Here is a 22,665-nt window from a genome sequence, read left to right on the forward strand (position 1 = left end):
TCACCACAGGCCCCACACCGCGATCGGCAAACTCCCGCCCATCAGCCGAATCTCAAACAACCTGCCTGGGCACTACAGCTAGAGGCGCAGCCGGAGGTCGTGAGCGTCGACTACGCCGGGCTCCCGTCGCATCCCTCGCACGGGCTCGCGCAGCGCTACCTGCCGCGCGGCCAGGGCGCGGTGCTCGGCTTCACGCTCGGCGGCGGCACGGCCGCGGCGGAGCGGTTCTACGACGCGGTGCAGCTGTTCAGCCGCATGACGCACATCGGCGACGTGCGCTCGCTCATCCTGCACCCGGCCTCCACGACCCACGCCCACCTCCCGGGCGACGTGCGCGAGCGCACGGGCATCGGCGCGGGCCTGCTGCGCCTCTCCATCGGGCTGGAGGACGCGGACGACCTGATCGAGGACCTGGCCCTCGGCCTCGCGGCCGTCGCCGAGGCGGAAGTGACCATCGCCGACGCGGATGCGGCCGTCGTGGTCGCCGCGGCGGGGAGGTAGGGCGGCATGGCACGACTGCAGCACTTCGGCTGGTTCTTCAGCCGCGGCTTCGGCCCGCAGGGCTGGGGGCACCCGTACTGGGACTGGGGCTACGACTGGACGAAGCCCGACCTCTACCAGCAGTCCGCGCGCGAGCTGGAGCAGGCCGGCCTCGACCTCGTCATCCTCGAGGACGCCCTCTCGCTCGGCTTCCCGGAGACGATCGACCTGCGGGTGCGCGAGGCGTACGGCGGTCCGAAGCACGACCCGCTGATCCTGTCGCCGTACCTGCTCGACGCGACCAGGCACCTCGGCGTCGCGCCCACCATCAACGCCGGCGCCTACCCGCCGTATGTCGCCGCACGGCAGTTCGCGAGCCTCCACCACCTGAGCGACCACCGGCTCGGCGTCAACGTCGTCACCGACGTCGGCAGCGCCCGCCACCTCGGCCTCCCGCCGCTGTCGCACGATGCCGCCTACGACCGCGCCGAGGAGTGGCTGACCGTCATCCGGAGGCTGTGGCACAGCTGGGACGACGACGCGCTCGTGCAGGACCCGGCGTCGCGGCACTTCGCCGACGGCTCGAAGATCCGGCCGTTCCAGCACGAGGGCGAGTACTTCCGGCTGGCCGGCCCGCTCAACGCGGTGCCGTTCCTGGAGGGCGACCCCGCGATCGTCTCGCCCGGCGGCTCGCCGCGGGGAATCGCGTTCGCGGGCACCCACTCCGACGTGCAGCTGGCGCTCGCGCCGCTCGACGCGCAGAGCATCCGCGACTACCGGCTGAAGGTGCGGGAGGCCGCGGTCGCCGCCGGCCGCGACCCGGACTCCATCAAGGTCCTCTTCGTCTTCAAGCCGGAGATCGTGCCCAGCGACGAGGAGGCGCGGCGCGTCGTCGAGGCGTCGAAGCATCCGACCGACGAGGAGCTGTACCGCGCGCTCGCCGGTCAGTCGAGCGACCTGGAGACCGACCTCACCGTGCTGTCGCTCGACGAGCCGTTCGACGTGTCGGTGTTCGGCGAGCACGTCTCGCAGGGCAGCATCAAGGGACTGTTCGGCAAGCAGGGCATCCGCGAGAGCGTCACCCTGCGCGAGCTCATCGCGCCGAAGGTGGTCAAGGGTCGCATCGCCGACCGCGCCGGCTTCGTCGGCACCGCGGAGCAGATCGCCGACTTCATCGAGGAGATCGGCGAGGAGGCCGACAACGACGGCTTCATCTTCTCCGGCGACCTGCACCCGGTGACGCTGCACCGCTACCTCGACGAGCTGGTCCCGGTGCTGCGGCGCCGTGGCATCCTGCGTCGCGAGTACGGCAACGGCGGCATCCGCGCCAACCTCTCCGACTTCTGAGGCTCAGCTTCCCGCTCGGCCGAGTTCGTCGCGCCGTCGGTTGTACTCGTCGTGGTCGATTTCGCCTCGGGCGTACCGCTCGTCGAGGATGTCGCGCGCCGCGGATCGTGGCGGTTGCATGTTGCCCGTCCCGTCCGGTCCTCCGCGCCGAGGGAGGGCGACGACCAGAAGAACGATCACGGCGACGAGCAGGAGCGGGACCAGGATCCAGAGGATCCACCAAACGCCCCCGCCTCCCATCATCCATCCGTACATCGACATCACCTCGCTTCGTCCGCTGCTGCCGAGTATGGTCCGCCGGGCGCTCCCGCCGTGAGGGTACTTGGTCCCTTGGGGAACCCCCGGCGGGTATTCAGCCGTCGACCGTACCATCGCTGGCGGAGGGAGGATCCATGCTCGCCGACTGCATCCGGATGCGCACGCGCACCTGGCGCTGTGTCATCGTCCTTTTCCTTGCGGTCGCCGGCGTCGTGACCGGCCTCCTCGCGATGCACGTGGTGAACACACCTGCTGCCACGTCGCACTCGTACGCGACCATGGATGCCGGGCACGCGGCGCCGACGCACGCGGACATCGCCGCACCGCTGCCGGTGAGACCGGCGGCGACCACCGGGTGCGCCGGCGACGGCTGCGACCCCATGCAGGACATGACGGCGATGGTCTGCGTGCTGGCGCTGCTCGCGACGACCCTCCTGCTCATCGCACCCGCGATCGGCCGAGCGTTGCTCGGTCTCGGCTCCCTCGGCCCGTCTGCACCGCTGTCGACGGCGGCCTCACGCGCCGTCGGGCCGCCACCGCCCTCTCGTATCGCCCTCTCCGTCGACCGCAGATGACGTGGGCTGCGCCTCCCGCCACCCGGCGGAATAGGCGTTCGGCATGCCCATTTCTGCAGAACGATACGACGAGAGAGATCCACCTCATGAACACGAAACTCATCACGCTCACCTCCGGCGCCCTGCTGATCGCGGTCGCCCTGACCGGCTGCTCCACCGGTCCAGATAGCCCTGGCTCCGGCGGCATGGGCGGAATGCAGCACGGCTCCTCGGCGGACACGTCGCCGGCCGCCGACCACAACCAGTCCGACATCGCCTTCGCGACCGCGATGGTGGCGCACCACCAGCAAGCCATCGAGATGGCTGACCTCGTCCTTGCGAAGGACGGCGTCGACTCCCGAGTGGCAGACCTCGCCCGGAAGATCAAAGCCGCCCAGCAGCCCGAGATCGACACCATGGAGAGCTGGCTCGCCCAGTGGGGCGAGAAGGACGACATGGGGATGGGCGGCATGGACATGCACGGCGGGATGATGTCGCAGGACGACATGGACGCCCTCCGTGGAGCGTCCGGCGTCGACGCCGCCGCGCTCTTCCTCACCCAGATGATCGAGCATCACGAGGGCGCCATCGCGATGGCGACGACGGAGGCCGACAACGGTCGCGCCGCCGCCGCCATCGCCTTGGCGAAGAGGATCGTGAAGGCGCAGACCGCCGAGATCGACACGATGAAGGAGCTGCGAGCCGCCCTCTGACCCGGCTGCGTCCAGGAGAGGGAGCACGCCGTCGCTGGTTTCGCGGCGGCGTGCTCTCGAAGCTGGTCGGCGGGGTGGCCTCCGGGCTCAGCGCAGCGCGCGAAGGTAGCGGCGCTTCGCGACCCGCTGCATGACGAGCAGCAGGGGGTAGAGCGCGCGCCACGGCTGCTGCGGCGCGGCGCGGGTGAGCGATCTCACCGTCAGGCGCACCTCGTCGTGGATGCGGCTCACGATGAACGCCTCCTCGCCGCTGACCGGGTGGCCGGGCAGGGTGCGGTACGAGAAGCCGACGCGATCGTCCGTCGCGACGACGGTGACGACCTCCACCGGCTCGACGATCCGGAGGCCGAGGAGGTGCGCGGTGACGGTGACGCGATCGCCCTCGGCCACGGGTTTCGCGGACTCCACCGAGAAGCCGCTCGCCGTCTTCACACCCCAGCGCAGCACCTCGCGGCTCGCGCGTGCCCACACCTCCTCGCCCCGGCCGATGACGGCGGAAACCTCCGATCTGCGGTAGGCGGGATCGGTCCCTGGCCAGTGCTCCGCCGCCGGATCGGTCACTGCCGCTCCTGCCGGGCGCGGAACGCGATCATGTTGACGCGGTTGCCGCAGCGGACGCTGCAGAAGCGCTTCGAGCCGTTGCGGGACAGGTCGAGCACGAGGCCCGTACAGTCGTCGGCGGCGCAGACGCGGAGCCGGCCCGTCTCGCCGGAACGGATCACGTCGACCAGGGCGAGTGCGATCTCGACGCGGATGCGTTCGGCGAGCGGGGCGTCCTGCGCGGTGGCGTGCAGGTGCCAGTCGAAGCCGTCGTGGCGCATCAGGTAAGGGAGCGCGTGCGCCTCCGCGAGCATGGCGTTCACCTCGAGGGCGGCCTGGTCGCGGTCGAGCGACCAGACGCGCATGATGCGGTCACGGGTCGCACGCACCTCCCGCAGCTCGGCCTCGTCGCCGTCGACGCGTCCCGAGTAGCGGTTCTCGGTCAGCAGCGCCGAGAGCTGCTCCGTGGTGGCCAGTTCGTCCTCGCCGCTCCTGGTCGCGCCGGGGTCGGTGTCGCAGAGAGCCACGGCGAACTCCAGCGCATCCACCGTGTCAGGGGCAAAATGCAAGTTGACTCCTTACCGAAGACGAGACTAGCGTCAGGACCATCATCCCATTTCGACCCTGACATCCGACTCTGACAGGTGACCCTCATGTCGCACCGCCCGACCTCCCTCGGTCTGCTCATCGCGCTGCTCGCTGCGGCGACCTTCGGGATGTCGGGCGCATTCATCAAACCGCTGCTGGAGAGCGGCTGGTCGCCGGTGGCGGCCGTGACCGTCCGGGCGGCGGTCGGTGGGCTGGTGCTGCTCCCGTTCGCGCTCGTCTCGGTGCGCGGGCGGTGGGACGCGGTCTGGCGCGGCCGCTGGCGGCTGCTCGGGATGGCGCTGGTCGGAGTCGCCGGCACCCAGGTGCTCTACTTCGCGGCGATCCAGCGCATCCCGGTCTCGACGGGCATCCTCGTCGAGTACCTCGCGCCCGTCCTGCTCGTCGCCGTGACGTGGGCGCTCAGCCGCCGGGCGCCGCACGCGGTGGTGCTCGCCGGTTCTGCCGTCGCAGTGGCGGGCCTCGTCCTCGTCGTGTCCCCGGGCGGCGCGGGCGCGCTCGACCCGTTCGGTCTGCTGCTCGCGGTCATCGCCATGGTCGGCTGCGCCGCCTTCTATGTGATCGCGGCGCGGCCCAGCGACGGGCTCCCGCCCGTCGCTCTCGCCTCCGGCGGCCTGCTGATCGGAGCGCTGGCGCTGGCCGCGGTCGGTGCGACCGGTCTGCTGCCCGTCACCGTGAGCTTCGCCGACGTCGACCTGTTCGGCCGTCCGACGGCATGGTGGGTGCCGATCGCGGTGGTCGGGGTGCTCGCCACGGCGGTCGCGTACGCCTCCAGCATCACGGCGACCGAGCTGCTCGGGTCGCGGCTGGCGTCGTTCGTCGGACTCCTGGAGGTCGTGGCGGCGACCCTCTACGCCTGGCTGCTCCTCGGCGAGCAGCTGAGCCCCCTGCAGCTGCTCGGCGGCCTGCTCATCCTCGCCGGCATCGCCCTGGTCCGTGCCGACCGCACCCCGGCCCCGGTCGCGCCCGTCCCGGCCCCGGTCCCCGCATCCAATGGACGCAACACGCCGTGACCGCCCCACGTCGCACGGCGTGTTGCGCCAACTCGTTCGGGCGAGTGGACCGCACGGTCCCCTTGCCGCGGGCCGCTGACGCGCGGATGGTGAAGGTATGGCACCGCACCCCGACGACGAGGACAAATCGACGATCGACGTCCGGCTGACCGGCGTCCGCGACCCCAAGGACCCGGACGGCCTGCTGACCGTCGAGCAGGACGCCGACCGCCCAGACCCCGCGCGCTACGGCGCGCCCGAGACGGACACGCTGGAGCGCGAGCGCTCCTACGTCGCCCGCCTGGGCGAAGACGGCTCGGCCGACGACCTGCCGCGGGTGCCGCCGAAGCGGGGAGTGACGGGCCTGGGGTGAGAATGGGCGGATGGCCCTCCCTGCGACTGAGCGCATCGTCCCCGTATCGGTGAACCGCATCGAGCTGGAGGCCGCCGTCGCCTTCGGGACGCTGCGGCGCGCCTTCGAGGCGGAGGTGCCCCCGCTGGATGTCGGCCACGTGCGCGAGCTGCTCTCGTCGGGCGCCGATTGGCGTCGGCTGACGCTCGAGGCGGCCGGACCCGGCATCCACCGGTTCGTCCGCTTCTGGACCGACCACCCCACGCCGGTCATGCGCGTGGGCGGCGCCGACATCCCGAGCGCCGTCTACCTGATCGGCGACTACGCGACGGCCGCCCGCATGTTCCGCCACGACCCGGGCACGCTCCTCTACACGCCGCTGCGGGTCGAGCTGCACGCCACCCGCTCCGGGGGCACCGTGCTGAGCGTCGACCAGCCGAGCAGCCGCCTCGGCAGCTTCGGCAACAACAAGGTCACCCAGGCGGGCTTCGAGCTCGACCGGATGCTCGGCGACCTGCTGGAGGAGCTCGACCTGCCGAGGCCGAGCGTGCTGCGGAGGTGAGCACGCCGGATGCGCCGTCCGCCCAAGCGGACATCGAGCGGCCCAGCGGCTCGCCGTCCTGCTAGTGTTCGGCCGTGACCATGCAGCCCCTCCCGCAGCCCGGCCCGACACTGGTTCACGTCGGCAATGTGACGGCGAACGATGCCTGGATCGTCACTCCGGCGGGCACCTGGCCGATCGCCGACGTCAACGTGACGACCGTGGATCAGACAAACACCACGACGCACACTCCGGCCTGGGCGATCGTGATGGTGGTCGTCTTCATCTGGTTCTTCCTGCTCAGCCTGCTGTTCCTGCTGGCGCGCGAGGTGCGGGTCGGGGGCTTCGTCGCCATCCACATCTCGGCCCGCAACGGGCAGACCTACACCGAGCAGGTGCCGGTCTACAGCGCCCAGCAGCGCGCCGACGTGTTCGCGCGTGCGGGCTACCTGCAGGCCCTCATCGGGCACGCCAGGGCCATCCGCGGCTGACCGCGCAACCCCCTCGGCCGTGTCGGAGGCGCGGCGTACTGTCGCCCGCATGAGCGACAGCGACACCACGAACGGCGCAGGCGACGACGTGCTCGGCGCCCGCGGCGAGGACGACACCAACCCCGCGAGCAAGGACCCGTCGGAGTGGGTCACCGGCGACGAGCCCATGACCGCGTCCCAGCGCAGCTATCTCGACACGCTGGCGCGCGAGGCCGGTGAGGAACTGCCCGCCGACCTCACCAAGGCGCAGGCGTCCGAGCACATCGACCGCCTGCAGCAGAAGACCGGCCGCGGCCAGAGCTGACGAACGAGTGGACGCGACACGCCGGGCCGGCGCAGCGGCCGACGGGGTGTCGCGTCCACTCGATCAGGCGCGGGAGGCTGGCACCGCGTCGCGGAGGAAGTCGGCCATCCATGCGGCGCTGCGTTTCGGCGTGCGACGCTGCGTCCGGTAGTCGACGTGGACGAGGCCGAAGCGGCGCGAGTACCCCCAAGCCCACTCCCAGTTGTCGATGAGCGACCAGATGAAGTAGCCGCCGAGCGGGAGCCCGGAGTCGATCGCGTCCCGGGCCGCTTCAAGGTGCGCCTCCAGGTACTCGGTGCGGGCGCCGTCGTCGATCCGGCCGTCCGCGTCGACCCGGTCGGGGTAGGCGGCGCCGTTCTCCGTGATGTAGAGCGGCAGTGACGGGGCGAGCGCGTTGGCCTGGCGGAGCACGTCCACCATGCCGTCGGGGTGGATCTCCCAGCCCATCTGCGTGACCGGAGCCCCGGTCTTGACGAACCGCACGTGCTCGCTGCCCGGGTAGGCGCTCGCCGGCGCGTCCTTCGCCGGCGTGAAGCCGGAGGCGACCGTGTGCCGGCTGTAGTAGTTGACGCCGAGGAAGTCGATCGGCGCCGAGATGAGGCGCAGGTCGTCGTCGGTGGCGTGCTCCGCGAACCACTCCGTCTCGCCGAGGTCGTCGAGCACGTCGGCCGGGTAGGAGCCGGTGAGCACGGGATCCAGGAAGAGGCGGTTGCTGAGACCGTCGATGCGCCGCGCGGCGTCGGCGTCTGCGGTGGAGTCGCCCGCCGGCTGCACCGAGTAGAGGTTGAGGGTCGTGCCCACCCGGGCGGAGGGCACCGTCGCGCGAAGGGCCTCCAGCGCGTGGCCGTGGCCGAGGAGCAGGTGGTGGGCGGCGTGCGCGGCCCGGGATCCGACCGTGCGGCCCGGAGCATGGTGCCCGCTCGCGTACCCCAGGAACGCGGAGCACCACGGCTCGTTGAGCGTGATCCAGTCGGTCACCAGGTCGCCGAGCGCGTCGGAGACCTGCTCCGCGTAGTCGGCGAACCGTCGCGCCGTGTCGCGCTCCAGCCAGCCGCCGCGGTCCTCGAGTGCCTGCGGCAGATCCCAGTGGTACAGGGTCGCCCAGGGGGTGATGCCGCGGTCGCGCAGGCCGCCGGCCAGCCGGCGGTAGAAGTCGATGCCCGCCCGGTTGGGCGCGCCCTTGCCATCGGGCTGGATGCGCGGCCACGCGATCGAGAACCGGTAGGCGTCGAAGCCGAGGTCGCCCATGAGTGCGACGTCCTCCGCGTAGCGGTGGTAGTGGTCGTCGGCCACGTCGGCGGTGCTGCCGTCGGCGATGGCCCCGGGGACGCGCGTGAACGCGTCCCAGATGCTCTCGCCGCGGCCGTCCTCGTGGGTGGCGCCCTCGATCTGGTACGCGGCCGTCGCGGTCCCGAGCACGAAACTCTCGGGGAGGTCGCTTCTGCGCATGGTCACTGCTCCTTGGATCCGGCGAGCAGGCCGCCGTCGCGCTGCTTCCCCACGCGAGAGTACCCGGTGTCCTGCCGCACCGTTCCTCTGAGCCCTCTCAGCCGTTCCCGACTCTCACCCAGCGCGGCCGGCCGAGCCTCCGCGATCCTGTAGGGATGCGCAACACCGTCCCGGCCGTCACCGCCCTGTGCTGGGTGGCCAAGCTGCTGACGACGGCCATGGGCGAGACCGCGTCCGACTTCCTGGTGAAGACCATCGACCCGTTCGTGGCGGTCGGCGGCGCCTTCGTCGTCTTCGCGGCGGCGCTCGGGCTGCAGTTCGCGGTGCGCCGCTACATCCCCTGGGTGTACTGGACGGCCGTGCTCATGGTGGCGGTGTTCGGCACGATGGTGGCGGATGTGCTGCACGTCGAGCTCGGCATCCCGTACCTCGTCTCCACGGTCGTGTTCGCCGTGGCGCTCGCCGCTGTGTTCGTGGTGTGGTTCGCGACCCAGCGGACGCTGTCGGTGCACCGCATCGACACCCCGGCGCGGTCGGTGTTCTACTGGTGCGCCGTGCTCGCCACGTTCGCCCTGGGCACGGCCCTCGGCGACCTGACGGCGACGACGTTCGGGCTCGGCTACTTCGCGTCCGCGCTGGTGTTCGGGGTGCTGTTCGCGCTGCCGGGCATCGCCTACCGCTGGTGGGGACTCGGCGCCACGGCCGCGTTCTGGACCGCCTACGTGATGACCCGCCCGTTCGGCGCCTCGATCGCGGACGGACTGGCGGTCTCGCACGCCCGCGGCGGGCTGGCCCTCGGCACGGGACCGGTCAGCCTCGTCCTGTTCGCCGCGATCGTGGTGTGCGTCGCGCTGCTGAGCCGGCGCCCGCAGCCGTCATGGGAACGCGAGCAGCGCCCGCTCGGCGACGCGCTGGAGTGACGCGCGGCTCGCGCCGGCCGACGCCTGCACCGCGAGCCCCGCGCTGACGGTGACGAGGTACTTCGCAAGCTCGGCGGGTTTTTCGTCGGCGTCGAGGTCGCCCTCCTTGACGGCACGGCGGAAGCGTTCGGTGAGCCGGCGCTCGCCGGAGGCCCGGCTGTCGGCGAGGAAGCGCACGATGCGCTGGTCCTCCGGGCTTCCGGCGAGGCCGCCCTGGATGGAGAGGCACCCGGCCGGCTTGCCGGGCGTCGTGATCGCGAGCACGTTGCTGCGGAGGTAGTGCTCCGCGACGGCGCGTGCGGTGGGCTCGGCGAGGGCGTCGCCGACGTACGCCATGTCGACCTCGGCGTAGCGCGTGACGGCCTGCTTGAAGGTCTCCTCCTTGTTGCCGAAGGCGGCGTACAGGCTCGGCCGGTTGATGCCCATGGCGGTGGTCAGGTCGTCGAGAGTGGTGCCCTCGTAGCCCTGGCGCCAGAAGACCTCGACCGCGGCATCCAGGGCCTCGTCGGTGTCGAACCCGCGGGGGCGTCCGCGTCCGGCCATATCATCGTCCTTTCTGTACCGATCCGAAAGAAATTCTGCCACCGACGGAATAGTGCGGCAACGGCTCTGTTTTATGTACCGAACAGAACAGAAATGGAGCACCCCATGGACACCACCATCACCACCACTCAGACGCTCGCGGGCAAGAAGGCCCTCGTGACCGGCGGCGCCCGCGGCATCGGGGAGGGCATCGCGCGCTCCCTCGCCGCACACGGCGCGGACGTCGCCGTCACCTACCGCGCGTCCCGCGAGCGGGCCGACGCGCTCGTCGCGGAGATCGTCGCGGCAGGCGGGCATGCCGTCGCGGTGCACGCGGACGCCTCCGACGCCGACACCGCGCGCGCCGGCGTCCGGGACGCGGTCGCCGCGCTCGGTGGCCTCGACATCCTCGTCAACAATGCGGGCGGTGGATGGTTCGAGCACTTCACCGAGACGCCGGACGAGCACATCGAGGCGACGATCGACCTCAACATCCGCGGCACGGTGTATGCCACGCAGGCGGCGATCCCGCTGCTTCCCGACTGCGGGAGGATCATCACCATCGGCAGCGTGAACGCCGAGCGGATCCCGTTCACCGGCGGCGCCGTCTACGGTCTCACCAAGGCGGCCATGGTCGGCTTCACCAAGGGACTCGCGCGCGACCTCGCCGCCCGCGGGATCACCGTCAACGTCATCCAGCCGGGGCCCATCGACACCGAGGGCAACCCGGCTTCGGGAGAGGCGGGTGACTACCTGGCGGGCTTCACGGCCTTCGGCCGCTTCGGCCACAGCTCCGACGTGGGCGAGCTGGTCTCGTGGATCGCGTCGGACGCCTCCGGCTACATGACCGGCTCGGCCGTCACGATCGACGGAGGCTGGACCGCCTGACCCCCCTCGCCCCACGCCAACAGCTCCTGAGTTTTTCGACCGTCGTACGGCGTGTCGGGTCGAAGAACTCAGGAGCTGTTGGCGTGGGGGAGGGCGGGGTCAGAACTCGGTGTGGCCGAGGCGCGGCTCCGGGACGAACGCGGCGACGGCCTCGGCGGCCGACTCCAGCTCGAGCACGATGAGCTCGTTGCGTCCGGCCCGGACGACACCGCGCGGCACGAAGAGCGTCTCCTGCGGTCCGCGTGTCCAGTAGCGGCCCAGGTTGAACCCGTTGATCCAGGCGACGCCCTTGCCCCATCCCGTCGTGTCGAGGAAGAGGGCGGCGGGCTCGTCGAGGTCGAACGCGGCGCGGGCGAAGACGGGACCGGCCAGTCGCTCCGGGGCGCCGGCACCCGACGCCGTCGCCGCATCGAGCGCCTCCCGCACGGGGTCGAGGTCGGCGAGTTCGAGCGGGAGGGCGCTCCAGCGCCGCAGCTCCTCGCCGTTGAGCTGCACCGGGCCAATCAGGCCCTTGGGCTCGCCGATGCGGGGGCCGTAGTCCACCCGGCCCTGGTCCTCGACGAGCACGGTCAGCGTCCCACGGCTCGGGGAGAGGGCGATGGCCGAGTCGTGGTGGTCTCGGGCGAGCACGCCCACGCGGCGGCCGTCGACGGAGACGTAGGCGCGGTCGCGCACCTCGCCGAACTCCAGCACCGCGGGCTCGGTCGTGTCGATCTCGGTGCGGTACACCCCGAACCCGGAGAAGTGGCCGAGCTCGTCGAAGGAGGGGAGGGCGTCGGAGTGGGTCCATGCGCCCAGCCGGTCGGCGACCGACCACAGCGGCGCGGCGGCGTCGAAGGGCACGGAGAAGGCGGGCGCCGCGGCGACCGCGACGGTCTCGTACTCCGGCACGGGCGCGTACTTCGCGATCACGTCGCGGAACGCCCAGAACTTCTCGGTCGGCTCCCCGGACTCGTCCAGAGGGGCGTCGTAGTCGTAGCTGGTGACGATCGGCTGGTACACGCCCTTGTCGTTGGCGCCGTTCGTGAAGCCGAAGTTAGTTCCGCCGTGGAACATGTAGAGGTTCACCGAGGCGCCGAGCGCCAGCAGGTCGTCGAGGTCGGCCGCCGACTCCGCCACCGGGGTGGTGTGGTGGTGGCCGCCCCAGCTGTCGAACCAGCCGTCCCAGAACTCCGAGCACATCAGCGGGCCGGTCGGCTGGTGCCGCCGCAGGGTCGCCAGCCGCTCGCGCGAGCGTGAGCCGAAGGATGCGGTCTTGAGCAGTTCCGGCAGCGACCCGTTCTCGAGCATGTCGTCCTGCGGCTGGTCGACGGTGGTCAGCGGGACGGTGATCCCGGCCTCCCGGATCACGTCGACGAGCTGCCGCAGGTACTCCTTGTCGTCGCCGTACGCGCCGTACTCGTTCTCCACCTGCACCAGCAGCACCGGGCCGCCCTCGGCGACCTGCAGCGGCCGCACGATGTCGAGCACACGGCGCAGGTAGCGGGTCAGCGCGGCGACGAAGACCGGCTCCGAGCGGCGGATGCCGACGGCCGGATCGGTGAACAGCCACGCCGGCAGTCCGCCGTTGTCCCACTCGGCGCAGATGTACGGACCGGGACGCACGATGGCGTGCATGCCCTCGTCGGCCACCGTACGCAGGAAGCGGTCGAGGTCGAGCGGGCCGTCGGCGCGCCACTCGCCCTCGCGGGGCTCGTGCGCGTTCCACGGAACGTACGTCTCGATCGTGTTCAGCCCCATCAGGCGCGCCTTGTGGATGCGGTCCGCCCAGTCGTCCGGGTGCACCCGGACGTAGTGGATGGCGCCCGAGAGGATGCGGAACGGCTCGCCGTCGAGGACGAAGTCGTCTCCCGCGATCTCGAAGGTGGTCATGGTTCTCCTGGTGAGGTCGGAAATGGGGCGGCCGGCCGCGGCAGCGCGCGACCGGCCGCCGATGGGGCTACTTGCCGGTGACGGTGAAGCCCTGCTGGTTGCCGTACTCGACCAGCGCCTTCTGCCAGGCCTGCAGGCCGGTGTTGAGGCTGGAGTTCGACGTGTAGGACTGGCCGACGGTGTCGCCGTAGATGCTGTTCGCGTAGACCTGGAACGGCAGGTACTGCCAGCCGGTCTTCACGTTCTTGGCGCCATCCACCAGCACCTCGTTGATCTTCTGACCGCCGAAATAGTCGGGGGCGGTGGCGAGGAAGTCGGAGGAGTTCAGGTCCTTCGTGGTCGACGGGAAGCCGCCGGACTTGAGGAAGACCTTGATGCTGTCCTCGTCGTTGTTGAGCCACTTGAGGAACCCGGCCGCGAGCGCCTGGTTCTTGCTCTGCTTCAGCACGACCTGGCCGCCGCCGCCGTTCTCGGCGTTGGCGGGGGTCCCGTCGTAGGTCGGGATCGGCGCGACGCGCCACTGGCCCGCGCCGTCCTTCACGGACGACTCGAGCACGCCCGGCATCCACGCGCCGGTGACCAGGGTCGCGATGGAGCCGTTGCCCAGCGCCTTGAACCAGTCGTCGCTCCAGCCGGGGACGGTGGAGAGCAGCTTGCCCTCGACCAGCTTGTCCCAGGTGGCCGTCCACTTCTTGGTGCCCTCGTCCTGCAGGTTGATCGACACCTTGGTGCCGTCGACCGAGAACGGGTGGCCGCCGGCCTGCCAGATCATCGAGGTGGTGAAGCCGGAGTCGCCGGAGTCGCTCGTGATGTAGGCGTTGGGGTCGGCGGCGTGCAGCTTCTGCGCGGCGGCGACGTACTCGTCCCACGTCTTCGGGACCTCGATGCCGTACTTGTCGAACAGCGTCTTGTTGTAGAACATCGCCATGGGGCCGGAGTCCTGCGGCAGGCCGACGAGCTTGCCGCCGACGTTGACCGAGCCCCAGGGGCCGGGGGTGTAGTCGTCCTTGAGCTTGTCGAAGCCGTACTGCTTCAGGTCGACCAGCGAGTCCGACAGCGCGAACTGCGGGATGGCGTAGTACTCGACCTGGGCCACGTCCGGCGCGCCCGATCCCGCCTTGATGGCGTTCTGCAGCTTCGTGTACTCGGTGGTGTTGGTTCCGGCGTTCACCAGCTTGACCTTCACCTTGGGGTACTGCTTCTCGAACGCGGCGACCTGCGCCTCGGCCGACGGCGTCCACGACCAGTAGGTGATGGTGCCGCCCTGCTTGAGGGCCTGGTCGATGTCGGAGGCGCTGCCGCCGCCGGAGGAGCTGCCGCCGGAGCAGGCGGCGAGGGTCGCGGCGGCGACCGTGCCGATCACCGCGGCGGTGACGGCCCGGACGATGCGCCGGGACGTGAGGTTGCGCTTCATGAGGCTTCCTTTCACTTCTTCGTGGAATGGGATTGCGTGGGGAGGGTGCAGTTCACTGCTTGACGCTGCCGGCGGCCAGACCCGACTGCCAGTAGCGCTGGAGCACCAGGAACGCCGCCACGATCGGGACGATCGTGATGAGTGACCCGGTGATCACGAGGTTGAAGATCGGCTGGGCGCCGACCCCCGTCGCCTGCGCGCTCCACTGGCTCAAGCCCACCGTGAGGGGGTACCAGGTGGGATCGCTCAGCATGATGAGCGGCAGGAAGTAGTTGTTCCAGGTGGCGACGATCGCGAACAGCGCGACCGTGACGATGCCCGGCGCCAGCAGCCGGAGCGAGATGGTGAAGAACGTGCGGAACTCTCCCGCGCCGTCCATCCGGGCCGCCTCGAGCAGCTCGGTCGGCACGGCCTCGGTCGCGTAAGTCCAGATCAGGTAGAGGCCGAACGGGCTGATCAGCGAGGGCAGGATGATCGCCCACGGCGTGTTGGTGAGCCCGGCCTGGCTGAACATGAGGAACGTCGGCACCGCGAGCGCCGTGCCGGGCACGGCGATCGCGCCGAGCACGACCGCGAACACGGCCCGCTTGCCCGGGAAGGTGTACTTCGCCAGCCCGTAGCCCGCGACCGTGGCGAGCAGGGTCGCGCCCCCCGCCCCGACGACGACGTACAGCAGCGTGTTGCCGAGCCACTGCACGAAGATGCCGCCGCGGTAGGTGAAGGTGTCGACGATGTTCTGGAACAGGTCGAAGTCCTTGCCGAACCAGAGGCCGAACGACGAGTACAGGTCGGGCTGGCTCTTGGTGGCGTTGACCACCAGCCAGATCAGCGGGACGAACGAGTAGATGACGAACAGCACCATCACGATCGTCAGCACCGGCGACTTCCGGATGCGGCGGCCCGAGTCGGCGGCGGCTCGGTTCCGGGCGGCGGCGCGCGAGGGGGCCTTGCGGGTGCGGTCGCGTTTCGCGGGGTTCTCGGTGAGCGTGGTCATCGGCGGGCCTCCTTCGGGGTGCCGCGCAGCTGCACGACGTAGGCGATGACCGCCGTGAGCACTCCCATCACGATGGCGACGGTGGCGGCGTAGTTGAACTGCTGCCCGGCGAACGAGAGGTTGTAGGCGTACATGTTGGGCGTGAAGTAGCTGCTGATCGCGTTGGGTGCCAGCTGCTTGAGCAGGTTCGGCTCGTTGAACAGCTGGAAGCTGCCGATGATCGAGAAGATCGTCGCGATGACGAGCGCGCCGCGGATCGCCGGCAGCTTGATGCTGAACACCGTGCGGAACGCCCCGGCGCCGTCGATCTCCGCCGCCTCGTACAGCTCACCGGGGATGACGCGGAGCGCCGCGTAGAAGATGAGCATGTTGTAGCCCATGAACTCCCACGTGACGATGTTGCCGATGGAGGCGAGCACCCACGGCCCGCTGAGCGGCTGGAGTCCCGTGCCGAGGAGGTGGTTGAGGCTCGCGGTCAGGCCGAACTGGTCGCCGTAGATGAAGCCCCAGATGAGGGCAGCGACGACGCCGGGGACCGCGTAGGGCAGGAACAGCGCGATGCGGAAGAACCCGGCCCCGTGCAGCCGGGCGCTGTCGAGAGCGAGCGCCGCGACCAGCGAGAGCACCAGCATGATCGGCACCTGCACGACCAGGAAGATCGTGACACGGCCGAGGGAGGCCCAGAACTTGTCGTCCTGGAAGACGGCGAGGTAGTTGCCGAGGCCGACGAAGGAGTTGCCGCCGATGAGCTGCTGGCGGAACAGGCTGAGGTAGAGGGCGTACACCACCGGCGCGATGATCATCGCCGCGAAGACGACCATGAACGGTGCGACGAAGGCCCAGCCCCGCCAGTCGCGGCGGTGGCGGCGCCCGGTCGGGCGGCGGCCGGGGCCGGTCGTGGTGCCGGCCCGCGAGAGGGACGTCGTTGTCATGTCTTTCCAGAGTTCGGATTCGGTTGGCGATGTTTACGTCAACATCGTGGCGGCTACTCTAGCATGTTGACGTCAACACGACGCAAGGTCGTTTTGCAGACGAGATGTGGAGACCATGACCGAGCCCCTCGCAGACAGCCCGTCCGCCCGCGCGGCGACGCGGAAGCGCGGCCCGTCCCTCGGCGACGTCGCGGCCCACGCCGGGGTGTCGACTCAGACGGTCTCCCGCGTCGCGAACGGCCTCACCAACGTGGAGGACTCCACCCGTCAGCGCGTGCTCGCATCCATGCAGGAGCTCGGCTACCGGCCCAACCGCGCGGCGCGCGCGCTCCGCTCCGGGCGGTTCCGGAACATCGGTGTCGTCATGTTCACGCTCTCCTCGTACGGCAACATGCGCACACTGGACGCGATCGCCGTCTCCGCGGCGAAGGCGGGCTACTCGATCACCGTCGTGCCGGTGGAGCGCCCGACCCAGCAGGACGTGAGCGTCGCGCTGGGCCGCCTGGTGGAGCAGTCGGTCGACGGCATCATCGTCGTCATCGAGGCGCACATCATCGACCGCGCCGACGTCGAACTGCCGGCCGGGCTCTCGGTCGTCGTGGTCGACTCCACCGAGCGCTCCGACTACCCGCAGGTGGACACCGACCAGGCCGAGGGTGCTCGGCAGGCCACCCAGCACCTGCTCGATCTCGGCCACCGCACGGTGTGGCACATCGCGGGGCCTGCCGAGTCGTACTCGGCCGGGCGCCGTCAGGCGTCGTGGCGGCGGACGCTGGAGGAGGCGGGCGCGCCGGTGCCGGACGTCCTGCCCGGTGACTGGTCGACCGGCGCGGGCTACCGTCACGGGCTGGAGATCGCGTCGCATCCCGAGATCACCGCCGTCTTCGCCGCCAACGACCAGATGGCGCTCGGCGTGCTGCGCGCCCTGCACGAGGCCGGCCGCCGGGTGCCGGAGGACGTCAGCGTGGTCGGCTTCGACGACATGGCCGAGTCGGACTCCTTCTGGCCGCCGCTCACCACGGTCCACCAGGAGTTCGAGGCCATCGGCCGCCGCGCCGTGGAGCTCCTGCTCGCCGAGATCGAGTCGCGCCCGGAACCCGTGCGCTCCTCCGTCATGGCGACCCACCTCGTGGTGCGCGCGAGCACGGCTCCGCCGCCGGCCCGCTAGGCCAGGCCCGCGTCGGAGATCCGGACGATCCGCCTGCAGATCTCCGACGGGAGTCGGCCCGGCAGGAGAATCGAACGTTCGATCGCTCACAGGGCGCGAGCGGCCCGGCAACAGAAAAGCCCCCGCCGGAGCGGGGGCTCTCTGTACTGTCTCAACCAGTTCTGTGTCTGCGCGACAGTGCGCCACGAGGGATTCGAACCCCCAACCTTCTGGTCTGTAGCTTCCGGGCTCCTCGCGCTCATCTTGAGCGCCCGCGCTGAGGCGGCGTCTCGTGGCTGACGCAGTGCTCGACATGCTCAATGCCAACGCCCGCAGCATCCGCGACGAGGTGCCAATCGCAGGATCGACCGCCACCGAGCGCGAAGTTGTGGCGCGTGATGCGCTGGCGCGGGGAACGCTCGGGTCGACGCTCGTTGACGACGGCGCGCGCGAGAACCGGTGGTACACGTGCCGGCTCGCTGATGGACGCGTCGTCGGCCGATGGTCGAACTCGTGGGCCGAAGCCGTGCTCTACACCGCCATGTGGACCGGCGTGGACGTGGTGCGCTGCGTGCTCGATCCTGACGGGTCGCTTCACAACGCCGAGCGCACGACACGCGGCACGGGTGTCCTGTTCGATCTGCTCGACCTCGCAGACGAGGGCGAACGATGAGCGCCGAAGCTCCGGTGTTTGCGTGCACGTGCGGCGTCGCGTGGGGCTCCGCTGAGGGTCCGTGCGTGTGCGAGGTTCCCGAGCACATGAGGGAGGCAGCGTGATGCTGCGAGTACGTGACCGCTGGGTGATCCTGCTCGACGCTCTGGGTGGCGAGCTGATGGGCCGTGCGACCGACCACCACTTGACGACCGATCCCGCGTGCGTCCGCTACCGTGCGCCGCGTCCCGGCAGCCGCCTCGATCGAGCCTCGCGCGGACACTCGTGCGGGCGCTGCATGGCTGATGCCGCATTCGGCCGGTACGAGCCCGGCGACTACGAGACCCATTGCCCTACCTGTGACGCCCCCGAGCCGACGCACACGGCAACGTGCGCCGTTCCGAGTCCCAGCGATCGTGTGTGCGAGTGCGGCCACAGCTACAACGCCCACGGAAGCGGCGTCACGACCGCGTCGTGGTGCATCGTCGCCCGCTGCCCGTGCGAGGAATACGTCCAGACACCAGACCACATGGTTGGTGGCCGTCAGGATTCGCCTGACAGTGAAATCGCGAGCGGGCCGGGGTCGGTATGAGCGCCCGTCGAGAGGTCGAAACGCTCGACTACGTGGAGTTCGCGAGAAGGATCATCCGGGCCGCTGGTGAGCGCGTGGCTGATGGTGACGAGTTCGAGCTGGCCGAGTTGGCGAGCCTTCGGGATGACCTGGAGGCGGCTATCACGAAGGCAGTGAAGGGTCAGCGTTCCATCGGTCGGTCGTGGGCGTACATCGGCGGCGCGCTCGGGATCAAGCGGCAGAGCGCGCAGGAGCGCTACGCCGAGAAGGCGAGCGCTTGATGCATTCGCGCAGCGCATGTGTGCCCCTCTTTGGGGTGCCGCGACGGATCGTTCTGTCCCCTTCCGAGGGTCGTAGCCTTTCTTGCACACCATGAACGAATTCACAGACGAATGGGCGGAGGCGATCCGCGATTACCTCGTGGCGCAGCGCGCCGCGGGGGCTCCGTCTACGACATGCAACACGAGGCGGCAGCACCTCGAACACCTGGCCCGACGCGTGAGCGCCGGGCCGTGGTCTCTGTCGGGTGAGGCGCTGGTGGCGTACTGCGGCGCGCAGGAGTGGAAGCCGGAGACTCGCCGTAGCCGGCGCACGACGTTCCGCTCGTTCTGGTCGTGGGCGTACGCGACCGGGCTCTGCGAGGTCAACACGGCGCTGGCCCTGCCGAAGGTGAAGCCGGGCCAGGCTCGCCCGCGGCCGACGCCCGAGCGCGTCTACGAGCACGCTCTCGCTCGCTCCGACGAACGGCTGCGGCTGATCCTGCGGCTCGCGCATGACGCCGGCCTGCGCCGCTCCGAGATAGCTCAGGTGCACTCCGATGACCTGTTCGAAGACCTCACCGGGTGGTCGCTGCGCGTGCACGGCAAGGGCTCGAAGGAGCGCGACGTGCCATTGACGCCGAGACTCGCGCTGGAGCTGCGCTCCCTCCCGTACGGGTGGGCATTCCCCGGCGACGACGGCGGGCACCTTTCGCCCCGCTGGGTCGGCAAGCTCGCCACGAACGTGCTCCCGGACCACTGGACGCTCCACACGCTGCGGCATTCGTTCGGGACACGCATCTACGCCCACAGCGACCTCGCGGTAGCGCAGGCTGCGCTCGGGCACGCGTCGCCGGCCACCACGCGCATCTACGTCGTGGTGCCCGACGAGCGTATCCGGGGAGCGGTGCTCGCTGCCGCCGGCTAGCGGCTGAGGTTGCCCAGCGCGGTCGTGCCGATCGCGGCCGTGCATGCCGCCGCCACCACGCCGCCCACGAGCGCGACGACGGGGCCGACGATGGGGCCGGCCGCTGCGACGACGCCGGCCGCAGCACCCACCGGCGTCGCGATCGCGTAGATGCCGAGGCGGAGACCCCTCGGCAGGGTCGGGGTGCTGGACTGCTGGTCATTCTCGGGTGCTGCGTGGCTCACTGGTCATCTTCCTTTCGGTGTCGGGCCGGCGGCATGAAGCGGGACCGCGGCCAGGTGTGTTCGATGCGTTCGATGCGCTCGTCTTGGGTCTCGTCGCTGCCCTCCAGCCGTTCGAGCCGTTCGCCGTGGTCGGCTTGCGTCTCGATGATCTGATTGAGCAGAGACTTGTTCTCCTCGTGGCGTTCGTCGGCTTCCTCGCGGAGGTTGGTCTGGTGGTTGTTCTTGACCTCCTCCTTGATGATCCGGGCGTCGTCGCGGGCGTGCTTGGCTCTCTGGGATGCGAGCCACGCGACCCCCGCGGCGATCAGGGATGCCGTGACGGTTGCGCTGCCGCTGATCACCGAGACCGTGATGTCAGCGGCGTCGCTCATGCGTTGAGGTAGGTCTTCGCGTTCTCGGCGTACCGGTTGACCGCGTTGTGGATGGCGTCCTGCTGGAGGTCGTTCACCTGGAGCGCTCCGAACGCCGCGGTCGTGCCGTCGATCTCCTTCTGGTCGGTGAGGTAGATCGACCCGAGCGAGCCGATGAGCAGCGGGGGCCGCTGGCCGGTGGATGTGATGAGCTTCATGTCGTCCTCCAGTAGTGATCGGATGTCGTCCGGGCTGAGCGCGGTCGCGTTGAGGGACGCCAGCGCGACGTAGGTGTTGATCGGGATGATGGGCATTGACGCCCACCGGGGGTTGTTGAAGTGCCACCACTCGGAGCCGTCCGGCTTGAAGCCGACGGCGAGCATGGCGGCACGGTCGGCGCGGTCGCGGATGTCCACCGCGGCGGCGCGCATGTGGTTGTTCTGCGCGTTGGGGTCGTCGGGGTCGGACGCGTACGGGTGGTGTAGCGGGTCGGCCTCGTAGTAGTCGCGGTACCCCTTCTGCTCCAAGTAGGAGCGCCACGCGTCGGTGACCGGGATGTTGTGGCCGGCGTGGGCGCTCGCGAGCTGGAGCATCGTGAGCGTGTCCGGGGTGAGGAAGTATCCCGGCTGCCAGGGGATCGGAACGAGCGTGTTCATGCGCGGATCGGCCCTTCGTATTCGAGCTGGAGGAAGCAGGAAGCCGGGCCGAGGTTGCCCGCGAGGACGGTCGCGCCGGAGTTCTGCGCCGCGATGAGGCGCAGCGTGTCGCTCGTGAGGATCGGCACGTGGTCAGCCACGAGGGTGACGTACTCGCCGCCCGGGTCGAAGCCGGCGCCGGATCTGACGAGGGTCTTGTCGTCGGTCGGGATCGCGCCGCTGCTGTAGTTCTTCACCAGGGCGAGTTCGAAAAGGCCGGCGGATGCGCCGGAGACGTTCAGGCCGGCGCGGATGCGGTAGAGCCCCTCGCGGAGCACCTTGAGGTCGCCCGTGTCCTGCTTCCACGAGAAGTCGGTGCTGGTGTACGTCTGGCTCACCAGGGAGAACGGTGACGAGCCGGTCGGCGCACCGAAGGCGCGGCCGGCGGCGCCGCCGATCAGCGCGACGGGCGAGGTAGCGCCGTTGGTCACGTTCTGCCCGACCGTGCCGGAAGCGCGCAGGTCCATGCTGGGCCGCACGCCGCCGGCCGGGTACCAATCGGGCGTCTTCGCGCCCTGCGGGTTCGTGCCCGCGTTGTACGTCGCGAGGTAGTGCTCCAGCATTCCGAGATCGGTTCGGTAGGCGAGTGCGCCGCGGTTCTGCAGGGCGATGCGCTGCGCTTCCGTACCGGGCACGCCCCAGAACGCGTCCCGGTCGGTCTTGGATGCGAACGGGCGCAAGTCGATGTTCGCTGCGACGTGATCGGACAGGGTGCCGACCTCTGCGAGCAGCGCGCCGATCGCGACGGAGGTCGCCTCCTGGCCCATGTTGAGGGTGTCGGAGAACGGCGACCGCGGGTCGTCCTCGCCGTACTGCCAGATGCCGTTCTCGTCCAGGTGACCGCTAGCCATTGGTCTGTCCCTCCAGGGTCGCGACGCGCTCGCTCAGCGCGTCGATGAGCTGCTGCTGCTGCTGCACGATGCCCCAGAGGGGCACCACGAGCCGTTCGTAATGGATGCCGCCGAGCTGCCCGTCGTCGGACAGGTAGACGAGCGCGTCGAGGCCGGCGGCGGCGAAGTCGTCCGCTATGAAGCCGACCTCGTACGGTGCCGACTGGCCGTGCTCCTTCACCGCCGCCTTGTATCGGAATGTCTTGGGCTCCAGACCCATGAAGGTGTCGATGCTGATCAGCCACGGCTTGATGTTCTGCTTGAACCGGCGCGCGGACGCCTGCGGGCCGATCCTGCCGCCGCTGCTGACGCCGAGGGCAACCCAGTCCGCGACCGGGTTCGCGCGCGTGTACGGCGAGGTGATCGCGCCGCACCCGATGTTCCCGGCGCTGTCGAAGCCCTGGCCGGTTCCACCGATGCCGAGCCCGGCACCGGCGTTCATCGTGCTCGTTGTCGCGATCGGCTGATTCGTGATCATCCCGATACCGGCGCCGAAGTTGCCCGGAGCGATCTTCGATGGCGGCAGCGCGGGAATCTTCGCGGCGGTCAGTCCGAGCCGGTCGGCATCGAGCACGCCCGTGGTGATCTTCGACGCATCGAGGGCGGGCACCTGATCCGCAGACAGGGTGCCGGTGATGTGGCTGAAGTCGTGGCCGCCGTCGATAATGTGCTTCGCGAGCTCGTCACCGCGGATGTTGTCGTTGTCGTACCCTTGCCGCCGGTCCTGGGTGCCCGGGAACACCGCCAGACCGATCGACGCTGCCAGGTCGCCGTTCGCCATG

General features: G+C 70.1%; 29 protein-coding genes. 15 read left to right on the plus strand and 14 right to left on the minus strand.

Annotated elements, in window-relative coordinates; translation table 11 throughout:
* Together P5G59_RS16795 and P5G59_RS16800 are read left to right on the plus strand one after the other, a co-directional pair.
* A partial coding sequence (locus tag P5G59_RS16795; RefSeq protein ID WP_301220163.1) for a PLP-dependent transferase occupies window positions 1-501 on the plus strand: 501 nt, incomplete at its 5' end.
* 6 nt (window positions 502-507) lie between these two features.
* Window positions 508-1,827 (plus strand): NtaA/DmoA family FMN-dependent monooxygenase, encoded by a 1,320-nt coding sequence (locus P5G59_RS16800; protein WP_301220164.1) that lies wholly within the window; start codon window positions 508-510, stop codon window positions 1,825-1,827.
* A gap of 3 nt (window positions 1,828-1,830) precedes the next feature.
* Here P5G59_RS16800 and P5G59_RS16805 read toward each other — a convergent pair whose 3' ends face one another.
* Complete coding sequence (locus P5G59_RS16805) at window positions 1,831-2,088, minus strand: SHOCT domain-containing protein (RefSeq protein WP_301220165.1); 258 nt, start codon at window positions 2,086-2,088, stop codon at window positions 1,831-1,833.
* A gap of 131 nt (window positions 2,089-2,219) precedes the next feature.
* On the opposite strand from P5G59_RS16805, the gene P5G59_RS16810 reads away from it, so the two are divergent.
* Both P5G59_RS16810 and P5G59_RS16815 read left to right on the plus strand, forming a co-directional pair.
* Window positions 2,220-2,660, plus strand: coding sequence for a hypothetical protein (locus P5G59_RS16810; RefSeq protein WP_301220166.1), 441 nt, complete (start codon window positions 2,220-2,222; stop codon window positions 2,658-2,660).
* A gap of 86 nt (window positions 2,661-2,746) precedes the next feature.
* Window positions 2,747-3,352: a DUF305 domain-containing protein gene (locus P5G59_RS16815; RefSeq protein WP_301220167.1), complete on the plus strand. Its 606-nt coding sequence runs from the start codon at window positions 2,747-2,749 to the stop codon at window positions 3,350-3,352.
* Window positions 3,353-3,439: 87 nt separating this feature from the next.
* Here P5G59_RS16815 and P5G59_RS16820 read toward each other — a convergent pair whose 3' ends face one another.
* Both P5G59_RS16820 and P5G59_RS16825 read right to left on the minus strand, forming a co-directional pair.
* Window positions 3,440-3,913: a DUF1990 domain-containing protein gene (locus P5G59_RS16820; protein WP_301220168.1), complete on the minus strand. Its 474-nt coding sequence runs from the start codon at window positions 3,911-3,913 to the stop codon at window positions 3,440-3,442.
* A complete protein-coding gene (locus P5G59_RS16825) occupies window positions 3,910-4,461 on the minus strand; it encodes a CGNR zinc finger domain-containing protein (RefSeq protein ID WP_301220169.1) in 552 nt (183 codons plus the stop codon). The genes P5G59_RS16820 and P5G59_RS16825 overlap by 4 nt, the downstream gene beginning before the upstream one ends.
* Before the next feature lie 84 nt (window positions 4,462-4,545).
* Here P5G59_RS16825 and P5G59_RS16830 point away from each other — a divergent pair, with 84 nt between their 5' ends.
* From P5G59_RS16830 to P5G59_RS16850, 5 genes are all read left to right on the plus strand, one after another.
* Entirely contained in the window at window positions 4,546-5,511 is a 966-nt protein-coding gene (locus P5G59_RS16830; protein WP_301220170.1) for a DMT family transporter, read from the plus strand.
* Between the two features lie 97 nt (window positions 5,512-5,608).
* The gene (locus P5G59_RS16835; RefSeq protein WP_301220171.1) at window positions 5,609-5,863 is read left to right on the plus strand and encodes a hypothetical protein; all 255 of its coding nucleotides are present in this window, start codon (window positions 5,609-5,611) and stop codon (window positions 5,861-5,863) included.
* A 10-nt stretch (window positions 5,864-5,873) separates the two neighbouring features.
* Window positions 5,874-6,404, plus strand: coding sequence for a DUF302 domain-containing protein (locus P5G59_RS16840; protein ID WP_301220172.1), 531 nt, complete (start codon window positions 5,874-5,876; stop codon window positions 6,402-6,404).
* 74 nt (window positions 6,405-6,478) lie between these two features.
* The gene (locus tag P5G59_RS16845; RefSeq protein WP_301220173.1) at window positions 6,479-6,874 is read left to right on the plus strand and encodes a hypothetical protein; all 396 of its coding nucleotides are present in this window, start codon (window positions 6,479-6,481) and stop codon (window positions 6,872-6,874) included.
* A 49-nt stretch (window positions 6,875-6,923) separates the two neighbouring features.
* Window positions 6,924-7,178 carry a DUF3072 domain-containing protein gene (locus P5G59_RS16850; RefSeq protein WP_301220174.1) on the plus strand — a complete coding sequence of 85 codons (255 nt, stop codon included), beginning with the start codon at window positions 6,924-6,926 and terminating at the stop codon, window positions 7,176-7,178.
* Window positions 7,179-7,241: 63 nt separating this feature from the next.
* Here the strand turns inward: P5G59_RS16850 and P5G59_RS16855 are convergent, their stop codons facing one another.
* Complete coding sequence (locus P5G59_RS16855) at window positions 7,242-8,627, minus strand: GH1 family beta-glucosidase (protein ID WP_301220175.1); 1,386 nt, start codon at window positions 8,625-8,627, stop codon at window positions 7,242-7,244.
* Between the two features lie 155 nt (window positions 8,628-8,782).
* Here P5G59_RS16855 and P5G59_RS16860 point away from each other — a divergent pair, with 155 nt between their 5' ends.
* Window positions 8,783-9,547 carry a COG4705 family protein gene (locus P5G59_RS16860; RefSeq protein WP_301220176.1) on the plus strand — a complete coding sequence of 255 codons (765 nt, stop codon included), beginning with the start codon at window positions 8,783-8,785 and terminating at the stop codon, window positions 9,545-9,547.
* On the opposite strand, the gene P5G59_RS16865 is transcribed toward P5G59_RS16860, so the two are convergent.
* Window positions 9,503-10,090, minus strand: coding sequence for a TetR/AcrR family transcriptional regulator (locus tag P5G59_RS16865; RefSeq protein ID WP_301220177.1), 588 nt, complete (start codon window positions 10,088-10,090; stop codon window positions 9,503-9,505). The genes P5G59_RS16860 and P5G59_RS16865 overlap by 45 nt on opposite strands.
* Before the next feature lie 105 nt (window positions 10,091-10,195).
* On the opposite strand from P5G59_RS16865, the gene P5G59_RS16870 reads away from it, so the two are divergent.
* On the plus strand, window positions 10,196-10,957 hold the full coding sequence (locus P5G59_RS16870) for an SDR family NAD(P)-dependent oxidoreductase (protein WP_301220178.1): 762 nt from the start codon (window positions 10,196-10,198) through the stop codon (window positions 10,955-10,957).
* A gap of 99 nt (window positions 10,958-11,056) precedes the next feature.
* On the opposite strand, the gene P5G59_RS16875 is transcribed toward P5G59_RS16870, so the two are convergent.
* The 4 genes from P5G59_RS16875 to P5G59_RS16890 all read right to left on the minus strand — a co-directional run bounded on the left by P5G59_RS16875 (window position 11,057) and on the right by P5G59_RS16890 (window position 16,169).
* Window positions 11,057-12,829: a glycoside hydrolase family 35 protein gene (locus tag P5G59_RS16875; RefSeq protein WP_301220179.1), complete on the minus strand. Its 1,773-nt coding sequence runs from the start codon at window positions 12,827-12,829 to the stop codon at window positions 11,057-11,059.
* Between the two features lie 67 nt (window positions 12,830-12,896).
* Window positions 12,897-14,243: an ABC transporter substrate-binding protein gene (locus P5G59_RS16880; RefSeq protein ID WP_301220180.1), complete on the minus strand. Its 1,347-nt coding sequence runs from the start codon at window positions 14,241-14,243 to the stop codon at window positions 12,897-12,899.
* A 52-nt stretch (window positions 14,244-14,295) separates the two neighbouring features.
* Window positions 14,296-15,237 carry a carbohydrate ABC transporter permease gene (locus tag P5G59_RS16885; protein WP_301220181.1) on the minus strand — a complete coding sequence of 314 codons (942 nt, stop codon included), beginning with the start codon at window positions 15,235-15,237 and terminating at the stop codon, window positions 14,296-14,298.
* Entirely contained in the window at window positions 15,234-16,169 is a 936-nt protein-coding gene (locus P5G59_RS16890; RefSeq protein WP_301220182.1) for a carbohydrate ABC transporter permease, read from the minus strand. The genes P5G59_RS16885 and P5G59_RS16890 overlap by 4 nt, the downstream gene beginning before the upstream one ends.
* Before the next feature lie 115 nt (window positions 16,170-16,284).
* On the opposite strand from P5G59_RS16890, the gene P5G59_RS16895 reads away from it, so the two are divergent.
* The 4 genes from P5G59_RS16895 to P5G59_RS16910 all read left to right on the plus strand — a co-directional run bounded on the left by P5G59_RS16895 (window position 16,285) and on the right by P5G59_RS16910 (window position 19,724).
* Complete coding sequence (locus P5G59_RS16895; protein WP_301220183.1) at window positions 16,285-17,337, plus strand: LacI family DNA-binding transcriptional regulator; 1,053 nt, start codon at window positions 16,285-16,287, stop codon at window positions 17,335-17,337.
* Window positions 17,338-17,608: 271 nt separating this feature from the next.
* The gene (locus tag P5G59_RS16900; RefSeq protein ID WP_301220184.1) at window positions 17,609-17,989 is read left to right on the plus strand and encodes a hypothetical protein; all 381 of its coding nucleotides are present in this window, start codon (window positions 17,609-17,611) and stop codon (window positions 17,987-17,989) included.
* Window positions 17,990-18,556: 567 nt separating this feature from the next.
* A complete protein-coding gene (locus P5G59_RS16905; protein ID WP_301220185.1) occupies window positions 18,557-18,820 on the plus strand; it encodes a hypothetical protein in 264 nt (87 codons plus the stop codon).
* Between the two features lie 91 nt (window positions 18,821-18,911).
* The gene (locus tag P5G59_RS16910; RefSeq protein WP_301220186.1) at window positions 18,912-19,724 is read left to right on the plus strand and encodes a tyrosine-type recombinase/integrase; all 813 of its coding nucleotides are present in this window, start codon (window positions 18,912-18,914) and stop codon (window positions 19,722-19,724) included.
* Here P5G59_RS16910 and P5G59_RS16915 read toward each other — a convergent pair.
* Genes P5G59_RS16915 through P5G59_RS16935 form a run of 5 tightly spaced genes read right to left on the minus strand, consistent with a single transcriptional unit; the run spans window position 19,721 to window position 22,664 of the window.
* Entirely contained in the window at window positions 19,721-19,948 is a 228-nt protein-coding gene (locus P5G59_RS16915; RefSeq protein ID WP_301220187.1) for a hypothetical protein, read from the minus strand. The two genes, P5G59_RS16910 and P5G59_RS16915, sit on opposite strands and share 4 nt — an antisense overlap.
* The gene (locus tag P5G59_RS16920; RefSeq protein WP_301220188.1) at window positions 19,945-20,319 is read right to left on the minus strand and encodes a DUF2746 domain-containing protein; all 375 of its coding nucleotides are present in this window, start codon (window positions 20,317-20,319) and stop codon (window positions 19,945-19,947) included. The genes P5G59_RS16915 and P5G59_RS16920 overlap by 4 nt, the downstream gene beginning before the upstream one ends.
* Window positions 20,316-20,954 carry a M15 family metallopeptidase domain-containing protein gene (locus P5G59_RS16925; protein WP_301220189.1) on the minus strand — a complete coding sequence of 213 codons (639 nt, stop codon included), beginning with the start codon at window positions 20,952-20,954 and terminating at the stop codon, window positions 20,316-20,318. Before P5G59_RS16925 ends, P5G59_RS16920 begins: the two co-directional genes overlap by 4 nt.
* The gene (locus P5G59_RS16930) at window positions 20,951-21,844 is read right to left on the minus strand and encodes a hypothetical protein (protein WP_301220190.1); all 894 of its coding nucleotides are present in this window, start codon (window positions 21,842-21,844) and stop codon (window positions 20,951-20,953) included. The genes P5G59_RS16925 and P5G59_RS16930 overlap by 4 nt, the downstream gene beginning before the upstream one ends.
* Complete coding sequence (locus tag P5G59_RS16935; RefSeq protein WP_301220191.1) at window positions 21,837-22,664, minus strand: tail fiber domain-containing protein; 828 nt, start codon at window positions 22,662-22,664, stop codon at window positions 21,837-21,839. The genes P5G59_RS16930 and P5G59_RS16935 overlap by 8 nt, the downstream gene beginning before the upstream one ends.
* Between the last annotated feature and the right edge of the window lies 1 nt (window position 22,665).

The sequence above is a fragment of the Leifsonia virtsii genome (assembly GCF_030433675.1).
In the GTDB taxonomy this organism is placed as follows: domain Bacteria; phylum Actinomycetota; class Actinomycetes; order Actinomycetales; family Microbacteriaceae; genus Leifsonia; species Leifsonia virtsii.